The sequence below is a fragment of the Rhizobium tumorigenes genome, assembly GCF_003240565.2.
Classification (GTDB): domain Bacteria; phylum Pseudomonadota; class Alphaproteobacteria; order Rhizobiales; family Rhizobiaceae; genus Rhizobium; species Rhizobium tumorigenes.
In genome coordinates, this window is record NZ_CP117255.1 from 2466571 (window position 1) to 2489564 (window position 22994).

Genomic DNA, 22994 nt, shown 5'->3' on the forward strand with positions numbered 1-22994 from the left:
CCCTGGTCTTCCCTTGCCCTCATGACTGCGTTTAGAGCAGCCAGTTTTCAACTTTCAATCCCGGCACGCGGGAGAATTCTCTTTCGTTGTTCGTCACCAGCACCGCATCTAGCGCCAGGGCGTGGGCCGCGATCCAAAGATCGTTATGCCCGATGTTTTTGCCCTGCCTCAAAGCCAGCCGCACGTCCGCATAGCGCTTGTCGCTCGGCATAGTCAGAGACGCGACATGCAGCCGCCGCGTGATCGCAAAGACCCTTTTTTTCAGCAGTTCAGAACCGCTTTTTTGCACGCCATAGCAAATCTCACCGTAGCTGATGATGCTGATGAGCACGTTCTCCTCGCCCACCTCGATCATCTTTTCCAGCACCTTGCCCCGGGGATCACGTACCATCGCCGAAACGATGTTCGTGTCGAGCATGAAGGTTGTCAAAGATCCACCTCTCGTAGCGGTCTCTCATCGTCGTGGCCGATGAGGAAGTCCCCGCCATCCCATGCCTCAGCTTGCTGCAGATAGTTGATCAGCCCAGCCGTAACCGCCGTCCTCATCAGGATGGAACCGTCCGGCTGGCGAACCAATATCGCTCGATCTCCCTCGAACTCGAATTCCTTCGGTATGCGGACTGCGCGACTGCGCCCATTCTTGAAGATGCTGACCGTGACGCCAACGCCCTCGTCTGGCTCATTTTCACGTTCGTTCATGCCAACCTCCCTCGCCGCCATATGCCAACAGCATATCACGACGAGGAAGTTTGGTAAATCACTCCGCGGCGACGCCCATCCGGCTGCGTTCCATCTCCTCCAGCGCCCGCCGATATTCGACCGGCATCACCTTGCGGAACTTCGGACGATATTCCGTCCAGTTGTCGAGGATCAGCTTGGCGCGGGTGGAGCCTGTGTAGTGCAGGTGGTTGGAGATCAGCTGATAGAGCCGCTCCTCGTCGTGGCGGGTCATATCGCCTGATACGTCGACGCGGCCCTTGTGCATGAGGTCGCCACCGTGATGGTGCAGCTTCTCCAGCATGTCGTCTTCTTCCGGCACCGGCTCGAGCTCGACCATGGCCATATTGCAGCGCTTGGCGAAATCGCCGGTCTGGTCGAGCACGTAGGCGACACCGCCCGACATGCCGGCTGCAAAGTTGCGGCCGGTTTCGCCGAGCACGACGACGACGCCGCCGGTCATGTACTCGCAGCCGTGGTCGCCGACACCTTCGACGACGGCAATCGCGCCCGAGTTACGCACGGCAAAGCGTTCGCCGGCGATACCGCGGAAGTAGCACTCGCCTTCGGTGGCGCCGTAAAGCACCGTGTTGCCGACGATAATCGACTCCTCGGCGAGGATCCGCGAGTTCTCCGGCGGGCGGATGATGATACGGCCACCCGAAAGTCCCTTGCCGACATAGTCGTTGCCGTCACCGATCAGGTTGAAGGTGATGCCGTGCGCTAGGAACGCCCCGAACGACTGGCCGGCCGTGCCGCGCAGCGTGACGCTAATCGTGTCGTCCTTCAGCCCCTTGTGGCGATAGCGCTTGGCAACTTCGCCCGACAGCATCGCGCCGGCCGAGCGGTCGACGTTCTTGATGCCTACTTCGAAGGCGACAGGCGTCTTCGACGTCAGCGCTGGCATCGCCTGCTCGATCAGCTGGCGGTCGAGGATATCGTCGATCGGGTGCTTCTGACGCGCTGTCCAGTAGGTGTCCTTCTTCGGCGCCTCGACCTTGTGGAAGATGCGCGAGAAATCGAGACCCTCGGCCTTCCAGTGCGCCAGCATCTGGTTCTTCTCGAGCAATTCCGAAGCGCCAATGATCTCGTCGAGCTTGGAGACGCCAAGCGAGGCGAGGATTTCACGCACTTCTTCGGCCACGAAGAAGAAGTAGTTGATGACGTGCTCAGGCGCACCCTTGAAGCGCTTGCGCAGCACCGGATCCTGGGTGGCGACGCCAACCGGACAGGTGTTGAGATGGCACTTGCGCATCATGATGCAGCCAGCGGCAATCAACGGCGCCGTGGCAAAGCCGAACTCGTCGGCCCCGAGCAAGGCACCCACGATGACGTCTCGGCCGGTCTTCAGACCGCCATCGACCTGCAGGGCGATGCGCGAACGCAGGCCGTTCAGCACCAGCGTCTGCTGGGTTTCGGCAAGGCCGATTTCCCATGGCGAACCCGCATGCTTCAGCGACGTCAGCGGCGATGCGCCGGTACCGCCATCGAAGCCGGAGATAGTGATGTGGTCGGCGCGCGCCTTGGCAACGCCGGCGGCAACCGTGCCGACGCCGACTTCCGAGACCAGCTTGACCGAAACATCGGCTTCCGGGTTGACGTTCTTCAGGTCGTAGATCAGCTGCGCCAGATCTTCGATCGAATAGATGTCATGGTGCGGCGGCGGCGAGATCAGGCCAACGCCGGGAGTGGAGTGCCGGGTCTTGGCAACCGTCGCATCGACCTTGTGGCCGGGCAGCTGCCCGCCCTCGCCGGGCTTTGCACCCTGCGCCACCTTGATCTGCAGCATGTCGGCATTGACCAGGTACTCCGCCGTGACGCCGAAGCGGCCGGAGGCGATCTGCTTGATTGCCGAGCGTTCCGGGTTCGGTGAACCGTCACGCAGCGGGAAATAGCGGTCGGACTCTTCGCCGCCTTCGCCGGTGTTCGACTTTCCGCCGATCCGGTTCATGGCGATGGCAAGCGTCGTATGCGCCTCGCGCGAAATCGAGCCGAACGACATGGCACCTGTCGAGAACCGCTTGACAATATCGATCGCCGGCTCGACGTCGTCGATAGAGATCGGCTCGCGGCCGAGCGCTTCGGCACCTTTGATGGTGAACAGGCCACGGATGGTGTTCATCCTGAGGTCGGACTGATTGACCATTTCCGCAAATTCGCGGTAGCGATCCTGGGCGTTGCCGCGCACGGCATGCTGCAGCGAGGCAATCGCATCCGGCGACCAGGCATGGGCTTCGCCGCGCATCCGGTAGGCATACTCGCCGCCGATATCGAGCGTCGTGGCGAGGATAGGATCCTTGCCGAAGGCCGCGCTGTGGCGGGAAACGGTTTCCTCTGCGATGGCATCGAGGCCGACGCCTTCGATCATCGTCGCGGTGCCGAAGAAGTATCTATCGACCAGCTCCTGTTGCAGGCCGATGGCATCGAAGATCTGCCCGCCGCAATAGGACTGGTAGGTCGAGATGCCCATCTTCGACATGACTTTTAGGATGCCCTTGCCGACCGCCTTGATGAAGCGGGTGACGATTTCGCTGGCGTCGACTTCCTTCGGGAATTCGCCCTTGGCATGCATGTCGAGCAATGTGTCGAAGGCAAGATAGGGGTTGATCGCCTCGGCGCCGTAGCCGGCGAGCAGGCAGAAGTGATGGATCTCGCGCGGCTCGCCGGTTTCGACGACGAGACCGACGGAGGTACGCAGGCCCTTGCGGATCAGGTGATGATGGACGGCCGCCGTCGCCAGCAACGCCGGGATGGCGATACGATCCGGACCCATTTGGCGGTCGGAGAGCACGATGATGTTGTAGCCGCCCTTGACGGCTGCTTCGGCGCGCTCGCAGAGCCGCTCGAGCATCTCCTCCATACCGCCGGCGCCGCGCTCGACGTCATAGGTGAAGTCGAGCGTCTTGGTGTCGAAACGGTCTTCCGTATGCCCGATAGAGCGGATCTTTTCGAGATCACCGTTGGTGAGGATCGGCTGGCGAACTTCCAGGCGCTTGGCCTTGGCGGCACCCTCGTGATCCAGCAGGTTTGGACGCGGCCCGATGAAGGACACAAGGCTCATCACCAGCTCTTCGCGGATCGGATCGATCGGCGGGTTGGTCACCTGGGCGAAATTCTGCTTGAAATAGGTGTAGAGCAGCTTCGACTTGCGAGACATTGCCGAGATCGGCGTATCCGTACCCATCGAGCCGATTGCTTCCTGGCCCGTTGTTGCCATCGGCGACATCAGGATCTTGGTGTCTTCCAGGGTGTAGCCGAACGCCTGCTGGCGATCGAGCAGCGAAACGTCGCGGCGCAGCGCACGGGGTTCGACCGTGTTCAGCTCCTCAAGGATCAGCTGGGTGCGATCCAGCCACTTGCGATAGGGGTGCTTGGTCGCAAGCTCCGACTTCACTTCGTCGTCGGAAACGATGCGGCCCTTGTCCATGTCGATCAGCAGCATCTTGCCCGGCTGCAGGCGCCACTTCTGGATGATGTTTTCTTCCGGCACCGGCAGCACGCCGGCCTCCGAAGCCATGATGACGCGGTCGTCGTTGGTGACGAGGTAGCGTGCCGGACGAAGGCCGTTGCGGTCGAGCGTCGCGCCGATCTGCGTGCCATCGGTGAAGGCAACCGCAGCCGGTCCATCCCATGGCTCCATCAGGGCCGCGTGATATTCATAGAAGGCCTTGCGGTCGGGCGCCATCGACTGGTTGCCGGCCCAGGCTTCCGGGATCAGCATCATCACGGCATGGGCCATGGAATAGCCGCCCCGCACGAGGAACTCGAGCGCGTTGTCGAAGCAGGCCGTATCGGACTGGCCTTCATAGGAGATCGGCCACAGCTTGGAGATATCCTCGCCGAACAGCGGCGACGACACGGACGCCTGGCGGGCAGCCATCCAGTTGACGTTGGAGCGCAGAGTGTTGATCTCGCCGTTATGGGCGACCATGCGATAGGGATGGGCGAGCTTCCACGACGGAAACGTGTTGGTCGAGAAACGCTGGTGCACGAGGGCGACAGCCGATTCGAAACGCGGATCGGTCAGGTCCTTGTAGTAGGCACCCACCTGATAGGCGAGGAACATGCCCTTGTAGACGATAGTCTTTGACGACAGCGACACCGGATAGAAGCCGCTTTCCTCGCCGTCATATTCGGCATAGATACGGTTGGAGATAACCTTGCGGAGCGTGTACAGCCGGCGCTCGAACTCGTCATGGCTGGCTGCATCGCGGCCGATGCCGATGAACACTTGCACATGGTGCGGTTCCGTAGCGGCAATATGCTCGGCCTTCGACAGCGAAGAGTTGTCGACCGGCACATCGCGGAAACCGAGCAGCACCTGGCCTTCCTCGGCGATGACATCCTCGACGGTCTTCTTGAAATGGGCGATCAGCGTCTCGTCCTGCGGCAGGAAGAAGTGACCGACGCCATAATCGCCGATGGCAGGCAGAGTGACGCCCTGCAGTGCCATTTCCTCGCGGAAGAAGCGATCGGGTATCTGCAAGAGAATGCCTGCACCGTCGCCCATGAGCGGGTCGGCGCCGACGGCACCGCGATGCGTCAGGTTTTCGAGAATGAACAGGCCGTCCTGGACGATCTGGTGGGACTTCTGGCCCTTCATATGGGCGACGAAGCCTACGCCGCAGGCATCGTGCTCGTTACGGGGATCGTAGAGGCCCTGTTTGCGCGGAAGAGCGGACATGGAACGGCGCGCCTTGACCGATGTATCCGTCTCGACGGCTGCGGTCAGGCTCAATGTCGCGGATGGCGTTACGTTCGTCATCGTCTTTCCTCCTGCAAACCCCGCGCCGCGGGCGTCCCTTCGTCCCGCGCGCCCAAGTATAGGGGCGACACGCGACAGCGCTGTTGCATGTTTAAAGATCCGGCCGCAGACATCGCGTTGGGGCGATAGATCGGCTTTCCCACCTGTCACAGTTTCGGATGCGCCATCCGGAAGGACGGGCATCTCAAAAACTATAACGTGAAATCCCAGCTCCGCTAGGATTTTTGGCAGGGTGCGGCGTCAAAGACCAAAATAGGACAGCAGCACTGTCCTAATTCATCAGTCCTATGCCAGAAAGCGAAAAGGTTAGCAAGAGCTGAAAACGAAAATATCGACGTAAGATTGCCGCAGTTTCGAATTCCACGAAACATAATTTCCTTTAAAGGTAAAAATTATCGTCTTGATTGCGTAGTGCACCAGATCCACCGTGCGATGCGGCGCTGCAATTGATCCCCTCAGCCAATCCCCTACTCTGCGACGACACCCTTGCATCTTGTCCCTTCAATACGCGGTAGATCTCACATGTTCTTTGCTTCCGATAACTGGGCTGGCGCCCACCCCTCCATCAACGAACGCCTCTCGAAGGAATCGACCCGTTTTGCCGCTGCCTACGGCACCAGCGAACTCGACAAGGCGATCGAAACCCGTTTCAACGCGGTGTTCGAGCGCGAGGTCGCGGTCTTCTTTGTCGCCACGGGTACGGCTGCCAACTCGTTGTCGCTGGCCAGCATCGCCCGCCCCGGCGGTCTGACGTTCTGCCACACGGAAGCCCACGTGATCGAAGACGAATGCGGGGCGCCCGATTTCTTCTCAGGCATGCGCATGGTTGGCGTCGATGGCCCCGAGGGTAAGATGCTGCCGGATAACCTGGTGGAACGCATCGGCCGCTACCCGCAGGATGCCATTCATCACGGGCGCGCCGCCGCCGTCACCATGACCCAGGCGACCGAGGTAGGCACCATCTACAGCCTCGACGAGATCGATACCATTTCGAAGATCGCCAAGAAAAATGACCTGCCGCTGCACATGGACGGCGCCCGCTTTGCCAATGCGCTGGTATCGCTCGGCTGCTCGCCGGCCGAAATGACCTGGAAGCGCGGCGTCGACGTACTCTCCTTCGGCGGCACCAAGAACGGATGCTGGTGCGCTGAGGCGATCGTCTTCTTCGACCCCGATCTCGCCAAGGACTTTGCCTTCCTGCGCAAGCGCACCGCCCAACTGTTCTCAAAATCCCGCTTCATCGCCGCACAGTTCGAGGCCTACCTGCAGGACGACCTCTGGCTCGACCTCGCCCGCCACGCCAACGCCATGGCGGACCGGATGCGAGCCGGCATCGAGCATACCGACAGCGCAAAGCTCGCCTGGTCGACCACTTCGAACGAGATCTTCGCCGTCGTCAAGAAAACCGCCATCGACAACGCGCGGGACAAGGGCGCCCAGTTCTACGACTGGCCGATCTCCGACAGTGCCAAACACCTCGTCGGCCCCGACGAAGGCCTGATCCGCCTCGTCACCAGCTTCGCCACCAGCGACGCCGACGTCGCCGATTTCCTCGCATGCCTCGCGTGAGTGCGACGGAGCGCCCTGAGGCGCTCCCCCAGACTGCTGAAGAAGGTGGTATCTAACACCTCTGCAGGTCACTCGAAAGACTGAGCCGGTTGCCAAACTTCCCTCATCCTCGCCCTTGTGGCGGGGATCCAGTCAGCTCAAGTCCTTGAGCTGAAAGAGTCTTTGACCCGACAGACGTCGTGTCGCTGGATCCCCGCCACAAGGGCGAGGATGAGGGAGGATAGGGTATCGCTCTCGTCAAGCAAGTTTCTTCAGGGTTTGCAGCAGTCTGACGGAGCGCCGCCGGGGCGCTCCACTTTCTACCCACCCCGCAAATTCCGAACCTTGGAGAGGATGTCGTCGGATAGTGCCTTGACCAGCATCTGGTCGGCGCCTTTGCGGGGAACGAGCACGAATTCGACATCCTCCAGCACGGGCAACCAGCCCGGCGTGATTTCCGTGAGGCCGGATGGTGCCATGCTGCGCGGCTGGACGAGGACGCCCATGCCGGCCCTCGCGGCTGCGGTCAGGCCGCTGAGACTGCCGCAGGTGCAGACGATCCGCCACGGTATCTGCTGGCGACGCAGCGCCTCCAGCGCCACGGCCCGGGTGACGCTCGGGGCCGGAAAGGCAATTAGCGGCAGCGGCGCGCTGGACGCCCTCACCCGATCCGGGTCGCGTGCCAGCCAGATCAATGGCTCGCGGTAGACCAGCGTCCCGCGCGTGTCGCCAAGGCGGCGCTTGGCAAGTACCAGATCCAGCGCCCCGTTGTCCTGCATCTCGTAGAGCGCGCCGCTGAGCGCCACCGTCAGTTCCAGATCGACGGACGGGTGCAGTCGGACGAACTCCTCCAGCACATCAGGCAACTGGCTTGTGACAAAATCTTCAGACACGCCGAGCCGCAGGCTGCCGCGCAGGCTGTTATCGGCAAACAGCGAGCGCATCTCGCCCTCTATCGACAGCAAGGTGCGGGCATGGCCGATCAGCGCTTCCCCATCTCCGGTCAGAACGACCCGGTGGGTGTCGCGGGCAAGGAGCTTTCGCCCGACGGACGTCTCGAGCCGCTGGATATGCTGGCTGACCGTCGATTGCCCAAGCCCCAGCCGCTCGGCGGCGAGCGTGAAGCTGCCCATCTGCCCGACGGTGACGAAACTCTGCAACTGCACCAGATCCAGCATCGCCATCATCCAGATTTACGATAACTGTTATTTCTTGCATCGCATATCGCAATAAGGCAATGCTTGCCCAACATATAATTGCGAGGACGGGCCCGATGCGCCGCTTTTTGCCAGACACTTTTACCATGCTGCTCGTACTGACCGTGCTGACGGCATCCGTCTTTCCCGTCCATGGCGCCGCTGCCGGCTATTTCGGCATTGCTACCGACATCGCCATCGCTCTGCTGTTCTTCCTGCACGGAGCCCGCCTGTCGCGCGACGTGGTAATTGCCGGCGCCCTGCACTGGCGGCTGCACTTGGCCATCCTGCTCACCAGCTTCGTCATCTTCCCGATTCTCGGCTTGCTGATGGGCTTTCTGGTACCGACCATCCTGCCGCAGACGCTCTACATAGGCATCCTCTTCCTCACCGTGCTGCCATCGACGGTGCAGTCGTCGATCGCCTTCACCTCGATTGCCGGCGGCAATGTGCCGGCCGCCATCTGCGCCGCCTCCGCTTCCAATATCTTCGGAATGTTCCTGACACCGCTGCTGGTCGGCCTACTGTTTACGGTCGGTGGCCACGGCGGCGGCGGCTTCTCCTGGACCGTGCTGGAGCAGATCGCCCTACAACTGCTGGCGCCCTTCGTCGTCGGTCAGATCCTGCAGCCATGGATCGGCAACTGGATCCGCGCCAAGAAGAAGATCCTCATGCCGGTCGACCGCGGTTCGATCCTGATGGTCGTCTACTCCGCTTTCAGCGCGGCCGTCATCGAAGGCCTGTGGAACACCTTCTCACTCGGCGACATCATCACCGTCATCATTGCCGACATGCTGCTCCTCGCGGTCGTTATCTGCATCACCATGTTCGGCAGCCGGGCACTCGGCTTCTCGCGCGCTGACGAGATCACCATCACCTTCTGCGGCTCGAAGAAGAGTTTGGCCAGCGGCGTGCCGATGGCCAGCGTCATCTTCGCCGGCTCACCGATCGGCGCTATCGTCCTGCCGCTAATGCTATTCCACCAGATCCAGCTGATGGCCTGCGCCGTCATCGCCCAGAAATATGCCGACGCCGCCAGCCGTGCCACCACACGCAAGGAAGAAGAAGCCCGGCGCCTGCAGGACACTGCCGACGCAACGACACCAGCCTGATCCGATCAAGCGGCGACAAAACACAGAAAAGGCGGCGCCCACCCGGACGCCGCCTTTGTCGTATGCATGTGAACTCGGTTAGTTGACGTGTGCTTCGATCGACTTCGGTGCATCGACGGGTTCGGCGGCGATGGCGATCTTGCGCGGCTTCATCGCTTCCGGGATGTTGCGCAGAAGATCGATGTGCAGCAGGCCGTTTTTCAGCGAAGCCGCCTGGACTTCAACATGGTCGGCAAGCTGGAAGCGGCGCTCGAAGGCGCGCTTGGCGATGCCGCGATAGAGATATTCACTACCCTCGGCAGTGTCATCGCTCTTCTCGCCCTTGACGGTCAGCACATGGGCATGCGCCTCGAGGCTGAGCTCGGTTTCGTCGAAGCCGGCCACCGCCATGGTGATACGGTAGGTTGCCTCGCCGGTGCGCTCGATGTTGTAGGGCGGGTAGGTTTGTGCCTGATCGGGCTGCGACAAGGTGTCGAGCATGGTGAACAGGCGGTCGAAACCGACGGTAGAGCGATAGAGTGGGGAAAAATCAACGTGACGCATGGTGTCCTCCTGTGAGCGACGATTGCGGTTAACATACCCCTGGGGCCCCGTTCTGGCAGCCTTGGGACGGTTTTACAGACCCTCTCGGCGTCCGTGAAAAGGAGATGGGAATGGCCTTTGGCGACTTCAAGAGCCCACAACGCGCCGCGATAATTTTACGTGAACCACCGATGAACAGCCGGTTCGGCTAGGGTTCAGCACCGCGTTGATACACCATGTCCATCGGATGACTGTCCGTGACTGGAGTGTATCGTCCCTTCGTCTTCAGTCAGCTCGGCCGGCCTGCGGTAATTTCAATTTCCGTCAGGTCGGCCTTTTTTCCGCTCACAGTTATACTTATGCGACAATCCATGCGTTATGTTTGGCGGCTTGAGCGAGGCCCTTTCAGTTGTGACGGAATCAATTCTCTTTTCGACCCCCGACAACCCTGTTCCAGACAACAGGACCGAGGGCTATTTCACCACCCATGACGGCCACAAGCTGCGCTATGCCATTTTCCGCAGCAGTCATGCCGTGGCCAAGGGCACCGTCGTCCTGCTGCATGGCCGCAACGAGTTCATCGAGAAATATTTCGAAACCATCCGCGAGCTGACGGATCGGGGCCTGTGGGTCGCAACCTTCGACCTGCGCGGCCAGGGGGGATCCGGACGGCTTACAAAGCATCCAAGCCGCGGCCATGTGCGGCGCTTCTCGGATTATGAGCACGACCTCGAGGACTTCATGGAGCACGTGGTGCTTCCGGACACCCGCCTGCCCTTCTATCTCGTCGCCCACTCGACAGGCGCACTGATCGCCCTTTCCGCAGCGCCGAGACTGACGGGCCGCATCGAGCGCATGGTACTGAGCGCACCTTTTGTCGGCCTTACCGGACAGAGCGCGTCGCCGCGCGTGATCCGCTTCATGGCGAGCGCCGCCTGCGCTGTCGGCCTCGGCAGCATCCCGCTCAATCGAAAATTCAAGGAAAGGCCCTTCGCCACAAACCTGCTGACATCGGACGAGCAACGTTACGACCGCAACCGCGCCATTGCATCGGCCCGCCCCGACCTCGTGCTCGGTTCGCCCTCCGCACGCTGGCTACAGCAGGCCTTTCAAACGATAGACCGTGTCTCTGAGCCCGAGCACCTGTTCTCTATCGCCATCCCGACTTTGCTGCTGGCACCCACCCGCGACGGCATCATCCCCTATGCCGAACAGGAGCGGCTCTCGCGCTCCTTCCGCGCCGCCCAGCTCGTGCCGATCGCAGGCGCAAGGCACGAGGTATTCCAGGAAAAGGACGTCTACCGCGCCGCCGCAATGGCAGCGATCCACGCCTTCATCCCGGGAAGCGACGCCGAAGCCAACACCGACCCGGTCGGCTCGGGGCTTTGAAGATCAGTGTGTCGAAAGTGGCCTAATAATCACTCAACGCGATTGCTGTACAACTGTCGAACAGATCCCAGAAATCCATACCGACCATTGGCTCGTCGTCGTCGACCCATAGTAACATCGCGTCCGGCGCATTGGTGAAGGTGCTTTCATGGCTGACATAGCCCTGCCCCTTGCCGCCGCTATTGAAAACATGAAGATAATCATGGGACTTACGGGATTGGAACTCACTTGCTGAAGGCTCGGTGAGATATTCGTTACCGTCTTGGCCAAGAGGAAGGATATCACGCTCGGGTAGCAAACCGCCCATAGAATGGAAATCGCAGAAACCATCTATAAAATTATAAAATTTGCCGACAGTGCCGCCAAATCGGGAAGCCGCTCGCGGCACGAATCCCTTGTAGGAAACGACCTCCCCATCGACCAGCCGATCGACGACAAGGGCGATATCCTTGTCGATTTTGACAAGATACACATCCGTCGTCGCTTCAAGGAGCGCCTTCCGCGTCTCCGGCATCCGTGCGAAGGCCCGCTCGGCAAAAGGTGCGAAAGCATGCAGACGCTTACCCCGCTCACAGTCGGCAAAAGGCAACCATTGGAGTGGAAGCATCAGGCCTGCAGCAAGCGGATCTGCGAGGATCTCAAAGTCTGCGGTCCAGAATTTCGCGATATAGTCCGGGTTCATGATGCCACCCATCAAACAGCTTACCGGCTGGAATGTAGCTCAATTACTTTTTCTGCAAGGTTCCTCTAACGCGGCGGTACGGCTACCCGGGAGCCGAAAGTCGTCGAAGGTATTTCTCGCGAAAACCTGTATCGGCACTCGCCTAGCAAATAACGGCCGCGGTAAGGCCGCCTTTACCACTGAAAATCAGCGCGCCAGTATCCTCAACGCCTCTTCGTGGACCGCTCGGCTGCCGGCTGCGATGATGGAGCCGCCCTGTTCGGGGCGACCGCCTTCCCAGGTGGTGATGATGCCGCCTGCCTGCTCGATGACGGGGATGATGCCGCCGACGTCGTATGGCTTGAGGACATTCTCGACCACCAGGTCGACATGGCCGGCGGCCAGCAGCGCATAGGCGTAGCAGTCGGTGCCGTAGCGAAACAGTCGCACCTGCTGCTCGATCTCGCGGTATTTTTCCATCTCGATACCAGCGAAAAGGTGCGGCGAGGTCGTGAACAGGATCGCCTTCGACAGACTGCCGCAATCACGAACCTTCAATTGCCTGTCGCCGCCCGGGCCGGTGTAGCTCGACCGGCTGCCGTCGGCAAAATAACGCTCGCCGGTAAAGGGCTGGTCGACAAGCCCCATGATAGCGCGGCCATTGCGGTAAAGCCCGATCAGCGTTCCCCATACGGGCACACCGGAGATGAAGGCGCGCGTCCCGTCGATGGGATCGATCACCCACACATGCTCGCGGTCGAGGCCGACATTGCCGTATTCCTCGCCGAGAATTCCATGGTCGGGAAACCTGTCCGTGATCAGCGCGCGGATTGCCAGTTCGGCGGCGCGGTCGCCCTCCGTCACCGGATCGAAGCCGCCGGCTTCCTTGTTGACGATATCGATGCCGGCACGAAAGCGGGGAAGTGTCTCTGCCTTGGCAGCGTCGGCGAGCTCGAAAAAGAAGGCGCGGTCAGGGAACATGGCAAATATCCGATCGATGCGAGAGGCTTTTCATAGCCATTAAATTTGACGATGCAAACGCGTCCCGTCCAACTATCGCCTCGCCTCTAAAATAGGCACTTCAAAATCTGCTTGACAATTGTGCATCGCAATATTAGACAGGAGCTACAGTCTTCTGACTGTAAATACCCTCCTTGGGTGTTTCCTCCCTAGACTTAGCCGCCTTCGGGCGGTTTTTTTTGGCTGATGCTTCTTGGCGGAGCTACTCTGCCGCCAGCGCGCGGTCGTTGCCATATCGTGCAACGTGCTCCGCCATCTGCCTGATGAAGGCCGTGATAGCACCCGTCATCAGGCCGAAATCACTGCGCTTTTCCAGGGTCATCTCATCGACGTACAGCGCCCGGTTGACCTCGACCTGCAGCGCATGCAGACCGCGCGAAGGCCGGCCATAGTGCTCGGTGATGAACCCGCCGGCGTACGGCTTGTTGCGTACCGCATGAAACCCGAGACCATCGAGAATATCCATCGCCGCATGGGATAGGTCGGCAGACGCACTCGTTCCGTAGCGATCGCCGATGATGAAATCTGGACGCGCGTGGCTGCCGGCGACGCGGATATTGCCGGGCATCGAGTGACAGTCGACCAGCACACCAAAGCCGAATTCCAGGTGGGTGCGGGCCATCAGGCGGCGCAGGGCCGCGTGGTAAGGCTTGTAGATCGTCTCGATCCGCTGGAGCGCATCGGCCACCGGCACACGGCTCGCATAGATCTCCATGTTTTCGGCAACGATTCGCGGGATGGTTCCGAGCCCGCCGGCCACCCGAACCGAATTGATATTGGCATAGGACGGCAGCGCACCCTCGAACATGCGCGGGTCGAGTTCGTAAGGTTCGCGATTTACGTCGATATAGGCACGTGGAAAATTGGCTATCAACAGCGGTGCGCCGAGTGCGCTGGCGGCCGAGAAAAGCTCGTCGACATAGTGGTCCTCCGAGCGCCGGATGGCAACGCCCTGAAGCCGTGATTGCGCAATGAATTCAGGAGGATAAATGCGACCGCTGTGGGGCGATGAGTAGACAAAGGGGATGGTCTGCGACACCGGTTCGAGTATCTCGAAAATCTCGAAACTTCCTACGTCTGCGGGCATCCACGTCTTTACCATGTCAAGAACTTTTCGCAGGTGTATGTTGCCAGTTGCGCACCACCAAGTCCATAGTATGTATGAACTTCAATGTGACCGTCGACGCCGCATTCATCGCTTGTTTACGGCCCGCGACTAACGTGAACGGCTGATTAGCCGCGAGAGAAGATAGTGATTGACGGTCCAGTAATGACTCAGAAGATTTTGCTTGCTGAAGACGACAACGACATGCGTCGTTTCCTGGTAAAGGCCCTCGAAAAGGCCGGCTACAAGGTATCGTCCTTTGACAATGGCGCCAGCGCCTACGATCGGTTGCGCGAAGAACCGTTTTCGTTGTTGCTGACCGATATTGTCATGCCGGAAATGGACGGGATAGAACTGGCGCGCCGCGCCACCGAACTCGATCCTGACCTCAAGGTGATGTTCATCACCGGCTTTGCCGCAGTCGCCCTCAACCCCGATTCGAAAGCGCCGAAGGATGCCAAGGTGCTTTCCAAGCCTTTCCACCTGCGCGAACTGGTCGATGAGGTCAACAAACTCCTTGCCGCATAGGCAATCTCGGCGGCGGGATCAGAAAACTTGAAAAAGGCCATTGACGGCCCCCAGGTTTTTTGATCTATGCGCCGCCATCGGATGGGCGTATAGCTCAGCGGGAGAGCACTACGTTGACATCGTAGGGGTCACAGGTTCAATCCCTGTTACGCCCACCATCCTTTTTTCAAGGGCTTAGCGAGAAATCGCTAGGCCCTTTGTCGTTGGGCCTCTGGCCGCCTGCCGCTGCATTTCGGCCGCCGATCGCCTCGCCTATCGTTCGGGTAAATTTTCTGGCGTCGCTTCGTTGAGCCCTTTATGCCGCGTGTCACTCGTTGAAAAGAGATATGCTTAACAAAACAACTACTCAGGGATGCATTGCAGTTCAGGGTTATCAAAACCGTCGTACCCTAACCATCTCCAAGTATAAGACCAAACTCTATGCTTTCTTACAGTCCAGATTGTCATTGACTAATTTTAATTTTAACGATCTAGACCGAATCAATAGAGGGTTGGAAGGTGCTAGCGGCGACTTATGCAGACCGTTAAATGAAAATTTACAAGTTCTCCAATACATAGTCGTATATCGCGGCACTGCTAACGAAGAATCAGTGCCTTCGATTGTGTGAAAACAGATTCCGGATTGGCGCTGCTGCTATTGCGTAGTGTTTTATTCCGTGGCGTGGGGATCAGAGCTGTAACGGCTTTTGACGCATGATGCTCTCCTAACGTGTTGGCTTATACGAGCCATGTTCTGCGTAACATCTATTTCTCCTGACGAATCCCGATGGCTGATGCTCATGACGGCAATCACGCCTGTTAGACGGTGGGAGAACGATGTCTTGCATTCCGTTAACCCGAGGGGCACGTTTCCATGACTTCCATCATCTCTTCCTTGTCAGCCACGCAGATCCAGAATCTTTCCACAGCCACGATAGCGAGCCTGAAAACCGCCGACATCGCAGCGCTGAACTCGACCCAGATCAAGGCCTTGAGCTCCACCCAGCTCGGCGCCATCACCACAGACGACATGCAGGCCTTCAGCTCGACGCAGCTGGGCAGCATTTCGGCAGCAGCCGTCGTCGGCCTTAGCGCCGCCCAGCTCGGCATTCTCTCCTCCGTGCAGGAAGCCGGACTGAGCTCGACCGCGATCGCCGCGCTGACAACCCAGCAGGTCGCCGATCTCACCACCAGCAACGCCGTCGCGCTGACCTACGGGCAGATTGCGGCACTCGGCACGAAGATCTCGGCTCTGACCACCGATGACGTCGCTCTGCTCTCGACCGGCCAGATCAGCGCAATGACGACCGCCCAGGTCGGCGCCCTCACTTCCGACCAGCTTGGCGCGCTGACGACGACCGAAGTCGCCGCGCTGAACACGAAGCAGATCGCAGCCCTTGAATCGAATGACATCGCAGCACTCTCGTCGGATAACATACTTGCCCTTTCCAGCGGCGCACTTGCTGCCATCACCACCAAGGCTCTCGCCGGCCTGTCCAGCGCCAATCTCGCCCTGCTCAGCTCCGACAAGATCGGTGCCCTGACGAGCGGCCAGATGGCAGCTCTTAGCACCGACCAGATCGCTGCCTTGACGACCGACCAGACCCCTGGCCTGAAGAGCTCGCAGATCGCAGCCCTTTCGACCAAGCAGATCGTCGCCCTTTCCACCGGTGATATCGCCCTGCTGACGACCAGCCAGATCGGCGCGCTCACCACAGCCCAGGTTGGCGCCCTGACCTCCGACCAGCTCGCCGCCCTGACGACGACGGAAGTTTCCGCCCTCAGCAGCAAGCAGATCGCCGCCCTGGACTCCAGCGACATCGCGGCCCTCTCCTCGGACGATATCCTCTCCCTGTCGACCGGTGCCCTGGCTTCGATCACCACCAAGGCCATTGCCGGTCTTGCCAGCGCCAACCTCGCCCTGCTCAGCTCCGACAAGATCGGTGCCCTGACGAGCGGCCAGATGGCAGCCCTCAGCACCGACCAGATCGCTGCCCTGACCACCGACCAGACCCCTGGCCTAAAGAGCTCGCAGATCGCAGCCCTTTCGACCAAGCAGATCGTAGCCCTCTCCACCGGTGACATCGCTCTCCTCACCACCAGCCAGATCGGTGCCCTGACCTCGGCTCAGGTCGGCGCGCTCACCTCCGACCAGCTTGGTGCCCTGACGACCACCGAAGTCGCCGCCCTCAGCAGCAAGCAGGTCGCAGCGCTGGAATCGAACGACGTCGCAGCCCTCTCCTCGGATAACATCCTGGCTCTGACCAGCGGTGCCCTGGCTGCCATCAGCACCAAGGCCATTGCCGGTCTTGCCAGCGGCAACCTCGCCCTGCTCAGCTCCGACAAGATTGGTGCCCTGACGAGCGGCCAGATGGCAGCCCTCAGCACCGACCAGATCGCCGCACTGACCACCGACCAGACCCCTGGCCTGAAGAGCTCGCAGATCGCAGCCCTCTCCACCAAGCAGATCGTCGCGCTCTCCACCGGTGATATCGCTCTCCTCACCACCAGCCAGATCGGCGCGCTCACCACAGCCCAGGTTGGCGCCCTGACCTCCGACCAGCTCGCAGCCCTGACGACGACGGAAGTTTCCGCCCTCAGCAGCAAGCAGATCGGAGCCTTGGACTCCAGCGACATCGCGGCCCTCTCCTCGGACGATATCCTCTCCCTGTCGACCGGTGCCCTGGCTTCGATCACCACCAACGCCATTGCCGGTCTTGCCAGCGCCAACCTCGCCCTGCTCAGCTCCGACAAGATCGGTGCCCTGACGAGCGGCCAGATGGCAGCCCTCAGCACCGACCAGATCGCTGCCCTGACCACCGACCAGACCCCTGGCCTAAAGAGCTCGCAGATCGCAGCCCTTTCGACCAAGCAGATCGTAGCCCTCTCCACCGGTGACATCGCTCTCCTCACCACCAGCCAGATCGGTGCCCTGACCTCGGCTCAGGTCGGCGCGCTCACCTCCGACCAGCTTGGTGCCCTGACGACCACCGAAGTCGCCGCCCTCAGCAGCAAGCAGGTCGCAGCGCTGGAATCGAACGACGTCGCAGCCCTCTCCTCGGATAACATCCTGGCTCTGACCAGCGGTGCCCTGGCTGCCATCAGCACCAAGGCCATTGCCGGTCTTGCCAGCGGCAACCTCGCCCTGCTCAGCTCCGACAAGATTGGTGCCCTGACGAGCGGCCAGATGGCAGCCCTCAGCACCGACCAGATCGCCGCACTGACCACCGACCAGACCCCTGGCCTGAAGAGCTCGCAGATCGCAGCCCTCTCCACCAAGCAGATCGTCGCGCTCTCCACCGGTGATATCGCTCTCCTCACCACCAGCCAGATCGGCGCGCTCACCACAGCCCAGGTTGGCGCCCTGACCTCCGACCAGCTCGCAGCCCTGACGACGACGGAAGTTTCCGCCCTCAGCAGCAAGCAGATCGGAGCCTTGGACTCCACCGACATCGCGGCCCTCTCCTCGGACGATATCCTCGCCCTGTCGACCGGTGCCCTGGCTTCGATCACCACCAAGGCCATTGCCGGTCTTGCCAGCGCCAACCTCGCCCTGCTCAGCTCCGACAAGATCGGTGCCCTGACGAGCGGCCAGATGGCGGCCCTCAGCACCGACCAGATCGCTGCCCTGACCACCGACCAGACCCCTGGCCTAAAGAGCTCGCAGATCGCAGCCCTTTCGACCAAGCAGATCGTAGCCCTCTCCACCGGTGACATCGCTCTCCTCACCACCAGCCAGATCGGTGCCCTGACCTCGGCTCAGGTCGGCGCGCTCACCTCCGACCAGCTTGGTGCCCTGACGACCACCGAAGTCGCCGCCCTCAGCAGCAAGCAGGTCGCAGCGCTGGAATCGAACGACGTCGCAGCCCTCTCCTCGGATAACATCCTGGCTCTGACCAGCGGTGCCCTGGCTGCCATCAGCACCAAGGCCATTGCCGGTCTTGCCAGCGGCAACCTCGCCCTGCTCAGCTCCGACAAGATCGGTGCCCTGACGAGCGGCCAGATGGCAGCCCTCAGCACCGACCAGATCGCCGCACTGACCACCGACCAGACCCCTGGCCTGAAGAGCTCGCAGATCGCAGCCCTCTCCACCAAGCAGATCGTCGCGCTCTCCACCGGTGATATCGCTCTCCTCACCACCAGCCAGATCGGCGCGCTCACCACAGCCCAGGTTGGCGCCCTGACCTCCGACCAGCTCGCAGCCCTGACGACGACGGAAGTTTCCGCCCTCAGCAGCAAGCAGATCGGAGCCTTGGACTCCACCGACATCGCGGCCCTCTCCTCGGACGATATCCTCGCCCTCTCGACCGGTTCGCTGGCTGCCATCACCACCAAGGCGATCGCCGGTCTTGCCAGCGAAAATCTTGCCCTCCTCAGCTCCGACAAGATCGGTGCCCTGACGAGTGGCCAGATTGCAGCCCTCGGCACCGAGCAGATCGCCGCCTTGACGACCGATCAGACGCTTGGCCTGAAGAGCACGCAGATCGCGGCCCTGACCACCAAGCAGATCGCCGCCCTGACGACTGCGGATATCGCCCTCCTGAACAGCACGCAGCTCGGCGCCCTGAGCTCCACTCAGATCGCCGCCCTGACAACCGAACAGGTCGAAGCACTGACCTCAACGGAAGTCTCGCAGCTCAGCAGCAAGCAGATCGCGGCCTTCGGCTCTGAAGACATCGCAGTGATGTCGACGGACGACATCGCAGCCCTGACAAGCTCTGGACTGGCGGCCATCAGCACCAAGGCGCTGGCCGGTCTGTCGACGGACGACATCGCGGCGCTGAGCTCCGCCAAGCTGTCCGCCCTCACCACGGCTCAGGTCCAGGCGCTGACCACGACGCAGGTTGACGCGGTCATCGCCGCCTACAACGCAGTGTAATCCATACGGCGCGGCGCAGGCCGCCCCGACAAGACCAGGACGCCGCGCAAGAAATTGCGCGGCGTCTTCTTTTGTATTGCCGGCTGCAAATTCCGGTCAAGGCTAGACAAAGGCGAGCGCCAGCCCGACGCAAGCTAGTCAAGGTAGCAAGACGCAAGCGCTCTGCGCACTGGCTCACGCTTTGGCCGCCAGGCCGAATTTTCGTAGGATCGTCATGACCATCAATGTCGCATCGGCCACGGCTCAGCTCCCACTGCTCACCAATTCGCTCGAGCGCGCGCGAAATCAGCAGCTGGCCCTTGGCGACCTGTTCAACATTGCGACGATCCTCGCCAACGGCGGCCACCAGGCGCAGGCGGTCGAGCTCTACAAAGGCTGGATTGCCTATAACGACGGCAATCCGCTGCTGCATCTCGCCTATTTCAATTATGCGGTCGCGGCCAACGTGATCGGCGACCGCGCGGGCGCGATCAATGCCTTTCGTGCCTGCCTCAAGCTCGATCCCCAGTTCGGCCCGGCGCATATCAACCTTGGTCGCGTCCTCGAGGACAGCGGATTGATAAACCCCGCCGTCGAGCAGTGGCGTTCCTATGCCGAGATCACTTCCGATATCACTGCCGACCGTCTCGGCCACCGGCTGATGACCCTGAAGCACATCGGCCGCGTGCTGGAAGGTGCCGGCAGGATGGAGGAAGCGGAAAAGGTTCTTTGGCAGGCCATGGAGCTTCAGCCCGAAAAGACCGACGCAGGCCAGCATTGGACATCGCTGCGCCAGCGCCAGTGCAAGTGGCCGGTGCTGGTCCCTTCGGAGCATGTCTCGCTTCGCCAGTTGCTGGATGCCGTCTCCCCCTTGACGCTAGGCTGCTACGCCGACGACCCGCTGTTCCAGCTTGCCAAGGCGCATCGCTACAACAAGTCGCTGATCGGGCAGCCCGATATCGACGAGGCCACTGCCAACACCGTTCCGCGCCACAAGACAGGAACCGGCCAGCGTCTGCGCGTCGGCTATGTCTCGTCGGACCTGCGCGACCACGCAGTCGGCTTTGCCCTCAGAGAAGTGCTGGAGCTGCATGACAAGAGCAGCGTCGAGGTCTTCGCCTACTATTGCGGTGACCGGCGCGCCAACGATGCCACGCAGGAGCGCATCAGGAACGCTGTCGATTGCTGGCGCGATATCGCCGAACTGAGCGACGCAGATGCCGCAAAGCTCATCGCCAAGGACAAGATCGACATCCTGATCGACGTCAACGGCTACACCAAGCTCGCCCGCACCAAGATCTTCGCCTATCGCCCGGCTCCGGTCGTCGTCAACTTCTGCGGTTATCCTGGCTCGCTGGCCAGCCCCTTCCATCAGTATATCATCGCCGACGAGCACATCATCCCGCCCGCCAACGAAATCTACTATACGGAAAAAGTGCTGCGTATCGCCTGCAACCAGCCCATCGACCGCAAGCGCCAGATCGACCCGCGCCCTACCCGCGCAGACGCGGGCCTGCCCGAGGATGCCTTCGTCTATGCTTGCTTCAACGGCATGCAGAAGATCACAGAAAACTGTTTCGACCGCTGGATGACGATACTGTCGGAGACACCCGGCAGCGTGCTTTGGCTGCTTGCCGACGACGACACGGTCAACCAGCGGCTTCGCGAAGTAGCCGCGAAAAGAGGCGTCGATACCGACCGCATCATCTTCGCGGCAAAGGCACCCAATCCGAAGCATCTCGCGCGTATCGGGCTGGCCGACCTGTTCCTCGATACCTTCCCCTACGGTGCGCATTCGACAGCGGCCGATGCCATTACCGTCGGATTGCCGATCCTAACCGTTTCCGGAAAGACATTTGCCTCGCGCTTCTGCGGCAGCATCGTCGCTGCCGCCGGATTGCCCGAACTAATCTGCGGCGGCCCGGACGAGTACGTCCGCCAGGCCATAGCCTTTGCCCACGATCGGGAAAGCCTGCAGGATGTCAGGGACAGGCTGCAGAGCCAGCGTGAAACGAGTGCGCTGCGCGACATCCCCGGCCTCGCACGCCGTCTCGAGCAGCTGTTCTGGCAGATGCAAGACGAAGCTGAACGCGGCGAAGTTCCCGTGCCGGATATGCGCAACCTCGAAATCTATTACGAAATCGGCGTCGACATCGTCCTGTCCAACGTCGAGTTCGAGGACGAAATCGCCTACCGCAACCGATACCTCGAAAAGCTTGGCCAGCTGAACGCGAACACACCTATTCCGTTCGATCGCCGTTTGTGGACCGAACCCGCTGAATAGCCGCCATCGGGAGAAGTGCACCGCCGGCCCCTCTCCCTCGACACCTGGCGCCCGTCATTGAACTACACTCTCGTCCAGAGCGCGTGATCGAGAGGCTTAGAGGAGGCATCTCTCGTGAACACCGTGATTTTGGCGCGATACAACGAATCCCTGGACTGGATTCATCAGATCCCGGATGATTTCGACATCATCATCTACAACAAGGGCGAGAAAATCGTCGCCCCCGAAGTGCTCGATCGCGCTTTTCGCATCATCGATCGACCGAATGTCGGCCGCGAATCAGAGACCTATCTACATCACATGATGACGCAGGTGGGCAACGACCAGGACTTCACCGTCTACGCACAGGCCGACCCGCACGCGCACAGCCCCGATTTCATCGAGCTTCTGCAGAACTGGCGCGACTGGGACGACGTGCAGCCCTTGTCGTGGTGCTGGATCGCTGAGAACAACATTCCACCGGCAGCCCTGCTGGACGATTACCAGGCGCAGCTCGGGGGACGGTTGCGCGTCCGGCCGGAGCGTTTTTCGCTCACGGCCTGGGGAGCTCCAGAATTCGTCGACGCGGGCGCCAACGGCATGGGCATGGTCTACCGCATCCTCCACGGCCTGCCGGATGGCGGCAACATCGCAGCTCACTTCCTCAGGCACTGCAAACTAGACCACATCGCCGAAAAGGCCGACCGTCACTCGCTCGGCGTCTTCTCCTACGGCGCCATCTTCGCTGCCCGAAATGCGCGTGTGGCTGCTATTCCGCCGATCTCGCTGAGGCTGGCAATCGACTTTTCAACTGCAGGTGTCGTTGCACACGGCTACATTCTCGAGCGAATGTGGATGCATATGCTGGGCGTCGATTTCATCCTGCCAAAAAATCAGCCGTCGAAAATATAGCGATCCGAACTGCAAAGGCGGCGGAAAAAGTGCCGTCGATGGCTCTGGCCGGAGATGGTGCTCGCCGTCCGGTTGCTCGACAAATGTAACGCCTGCGCTTGACGATCGTCACCAGGTCGCCAAATAGCTGTCACATCAGATCGAGGAATCATATGACAGCTGACCTGGACCAGGCCATGACCGAATTCGTCCGCACGGCCGCAATGCACGTGCTTGAGATCGATGCGGAAGATCGGGACGACTATATCAACGGTCTGCACGAAAGCTGGGTCAGCATCGGTCTGCAATCGGGCATGGACGACGCTGCAGCCCATGAAAATGCCGATCTGCTAGCCGACAGCACCCGCGAGATGGTATCGGCTATCGAGAAAAGCGGAGGTGCAGGCGGCGGCACCGCCTGAACCAGGTCGATTGTGTAG

At 60.8% G+C, this 22994-nt stretch carries 16 protein-coding genes and 1 tRNA gene; 9 read left to right on the forward strand and 8 right to left on the reverse strand.

Features of this window, described 5'->3' with window-relative positions; genetic code table 11:
• Positions 1 to 31: 31 nt before the first annotated feature.
• From PR017_RS12095 to gltB, 3 genes are read right to left on the reverse strand one after another with little or no spacing between them, the layout of a single operon-like run.
• Positions 32 to 418, reverse strand: a complete 387-nt coding sequence (locus PR017_RS12095; RefSeq protein WP_111220945.1) for a type II toxin-antitoxin system VapC family toxin — start codon at positions 416 to 418, stop codon at positions 32 to 34.
• 8 nt (positions 419 to 426) lie between these two features.
• A complete protein-coding gene (locus PR017_RS12100) occupies positions 427 to 699 on the reverse strand; it encodes an antitoxin (RefSeq protein ID WP_161959337.1) in 273 nt (90 codons plus the stop codon).
• Between the two features lie 58 nt (positions 700 to 757).
• Positions 758 to 5482 (reverse strand): glutamate synthase large subunit, encoded by a 4725-nt coding sequence (gene gltB / locus PR017_RS12105; protein WP_425069996.1) that lies wholly within the window; start codon positions 5480 to 5482, stop codon positions 758 to 760.
• 522 nt (positions 5483 to 6004) lie between these two features.
• Here gltB and PR017_RS12110 point away from each other — a divergent pair.
• Complete coding sequence (locus PR017_RS12110) at positions 6005 to 7051, forward strand: threonine aldolase family protein (RefSeq protein ID WP_111220936.1); 1047 nt, start codon at positions 6005 to 6007, stop codon at positions 7049 to 7051.
• 299 nt (positions 7052 to 7350) lie between these two features.
• Here PR017_RS12110 and PR017_RS12115 read toward each other — a convergent pair whose 3' ends face one another.
• Positions 7351 to 8208, reverse strand: a complete 858-nt coding sequence (locus tag PR017_RS12115) for a LysR substrate-binding domain-containing protein (RefSeq protein ID WP_111220944.1) — start codon at positions 8206 to 8208, stop codon at positions 7351 to 7353.
• 95 nt (positions 8209 to 8303) lie between these two features.
• On the opposite strand from PR017_RS12115, the gene PR017_RS12120 reads away from it, so the two are divergent.
• Positions 8304 to 9338: a bile acid:sodium symporter family protein gene (locus PR017_RS12120; protein WP_111220935.1), complete on the forward strand. Its 1035-nt coding sequence runs from the start codon at positions 8304 to 8306 to the stop codon at positions 9336 to 9338.
• Between the two features lie 78 nt (positions 9339 to 9416).
• On the opposite strand, the gene PR017_RS12125 is transcribed toward PR017_RS12120, so the two are convergent.
• Entirely contained in the window at positions 9417 to 9881 is a 465-nt protein-coding gene (locus tag PR017_RS12125; RefSeq protein ID WP_111220934.1) for an Hsp20 family protein, read from the reverse strand.
• Between the two features lie 390 nt (positions 9882 to 10271).
• Here PR017_RS12125 and PR017_RS12130 point away from each other — a divergent pair, with 390 nt between their 5' ends.
• Positions 10272 to 11249 (forward strand): alpha/beta fold hydrolase, encoded by a 978-nt coding sequence (locus PR017_RS12130; protein ID WP_240539018.1) that lies wholly within the window; start codon positions 10272 to 10274, stop codon positions 11247 to 11249.
• A 22-nt stretch (positions 11250 to 11271) separates the two neighbouring features.
• Here PR017_RS12130 and PR017_RS12135 read toward each other — a convergent pair whose 3' ends face one another.
• From PR017_RS12135 to PR017_RS12145, 3 genes are all read right to left on the reverse strand, one after another.
• Positions 11272 to 11931: a hypothetical protein gene (locus PR017_RS12135; protein WP_133255605.1), complete on the reverse strand. Its 660-nt coding sequence runs from the start codon at positions 11929 to 11931 to the stop codon at positions 11272 to 11274.
• A 186-nt stretch (positions 11932 to 12117) separates the two neighbouring features.
• Positions 12118 to 12891 carry a histidinol-phosphatase gene (gene hisN / locus PR017_RS12140; protein ID WP_111220931.1) on the reverse strand — a complete coding sequence of 258 codons (774 nt, stop codon included), beginning with the start codon at positions 12889 to 12891 and terminating at the stop codon, positions 12118 to 12120.
• Between the two features lie 241 nt (positions 12892 to 13132).
• Positions 13133 to 14017, reverse strand: a complete 885-nt coding sequence (locus tag PR017_RS12145; protein ID WP_111220943.1) for an N-formylglutamate amidohydrolase — start codon at positions 14015 to 14017, stop codon at positions 13133 to 13135.
• A 183-nt stretch (positions 14018 to 14200) separates the two neighbouring features.
• On the opposite strand from PR017_RS12145, the gene cpdR1 reads away from it, so the two are divergent.
• The 6 genes from cpdR1 (at position 14201) to PR017_RS12175 (ending at position 22976) form a co-directional block, all read left to right on the forward strand.
• Positions 14201 to 14563 carry a response regulator CpdR1 gene (cpdR1, locus tag PR017_RS12150; RefSeq protein WP_111162680.1) on the forward strand — a complete coding sequence of 121 codons (363 nt, stop codon included), beginning with the start codon at positions 14201 to 14203 and terminating at the stop codon, positions 14561 to 14563.
• A gap of 83 nt (positions 14564 to 14646) precedes the next feature.
• Positions 14647 to 14721: transfer RNA gene (locus PR017_RS12155), tRNA-Val, on the forward strand.
• A 695-nt stretch (positions 14722 to 15416) separates the two neighbouring features.
• Entirely contained in the window at positions 15417 to 19421 is a 4005-nt protein-coding gene (locus tag PR017_RS12160) for a beta strand repeat-containing protein (RefSeq protein ID WP_279619506.1), read from the forward strand.
• Between the two features lie 214 nt (positions 19422 to 19635).
• A complete protein-coding gene (locus PR017_RS12165) occupies positions 19636 to 21684 on the forward strand; it encodes an O-linked N-acetylglucosamine transferase, SPINDLY family protein (protein WP_111222038.1) in 2049 nt (682 codons plus the stop codon).
• Positions 21685 to 21798: 114 nt separating this feature from the next.
• A complete protein-coding gene (locus PR017_RS12170; RefSeq protein WP_111222037.1) occupies positions 21799 to 22575 on the forward strand; it encodes a hypothetical protein in 777 nt (258 codons plus the stop codon).
• A gap of 152 nt (positions 22576 to 22727) precedes the next feature.
• Entirely contained in the window at positions 22728 to 22976 is a 249-nt protein-coding gene (locus PR017_RS12175) for a hypothetical protein (protein ID WP_111222036.1), read from the forward strand.
• The last annotated feature ends 18 nt before the right edge of the window (positions 22977 to 22994 follow it).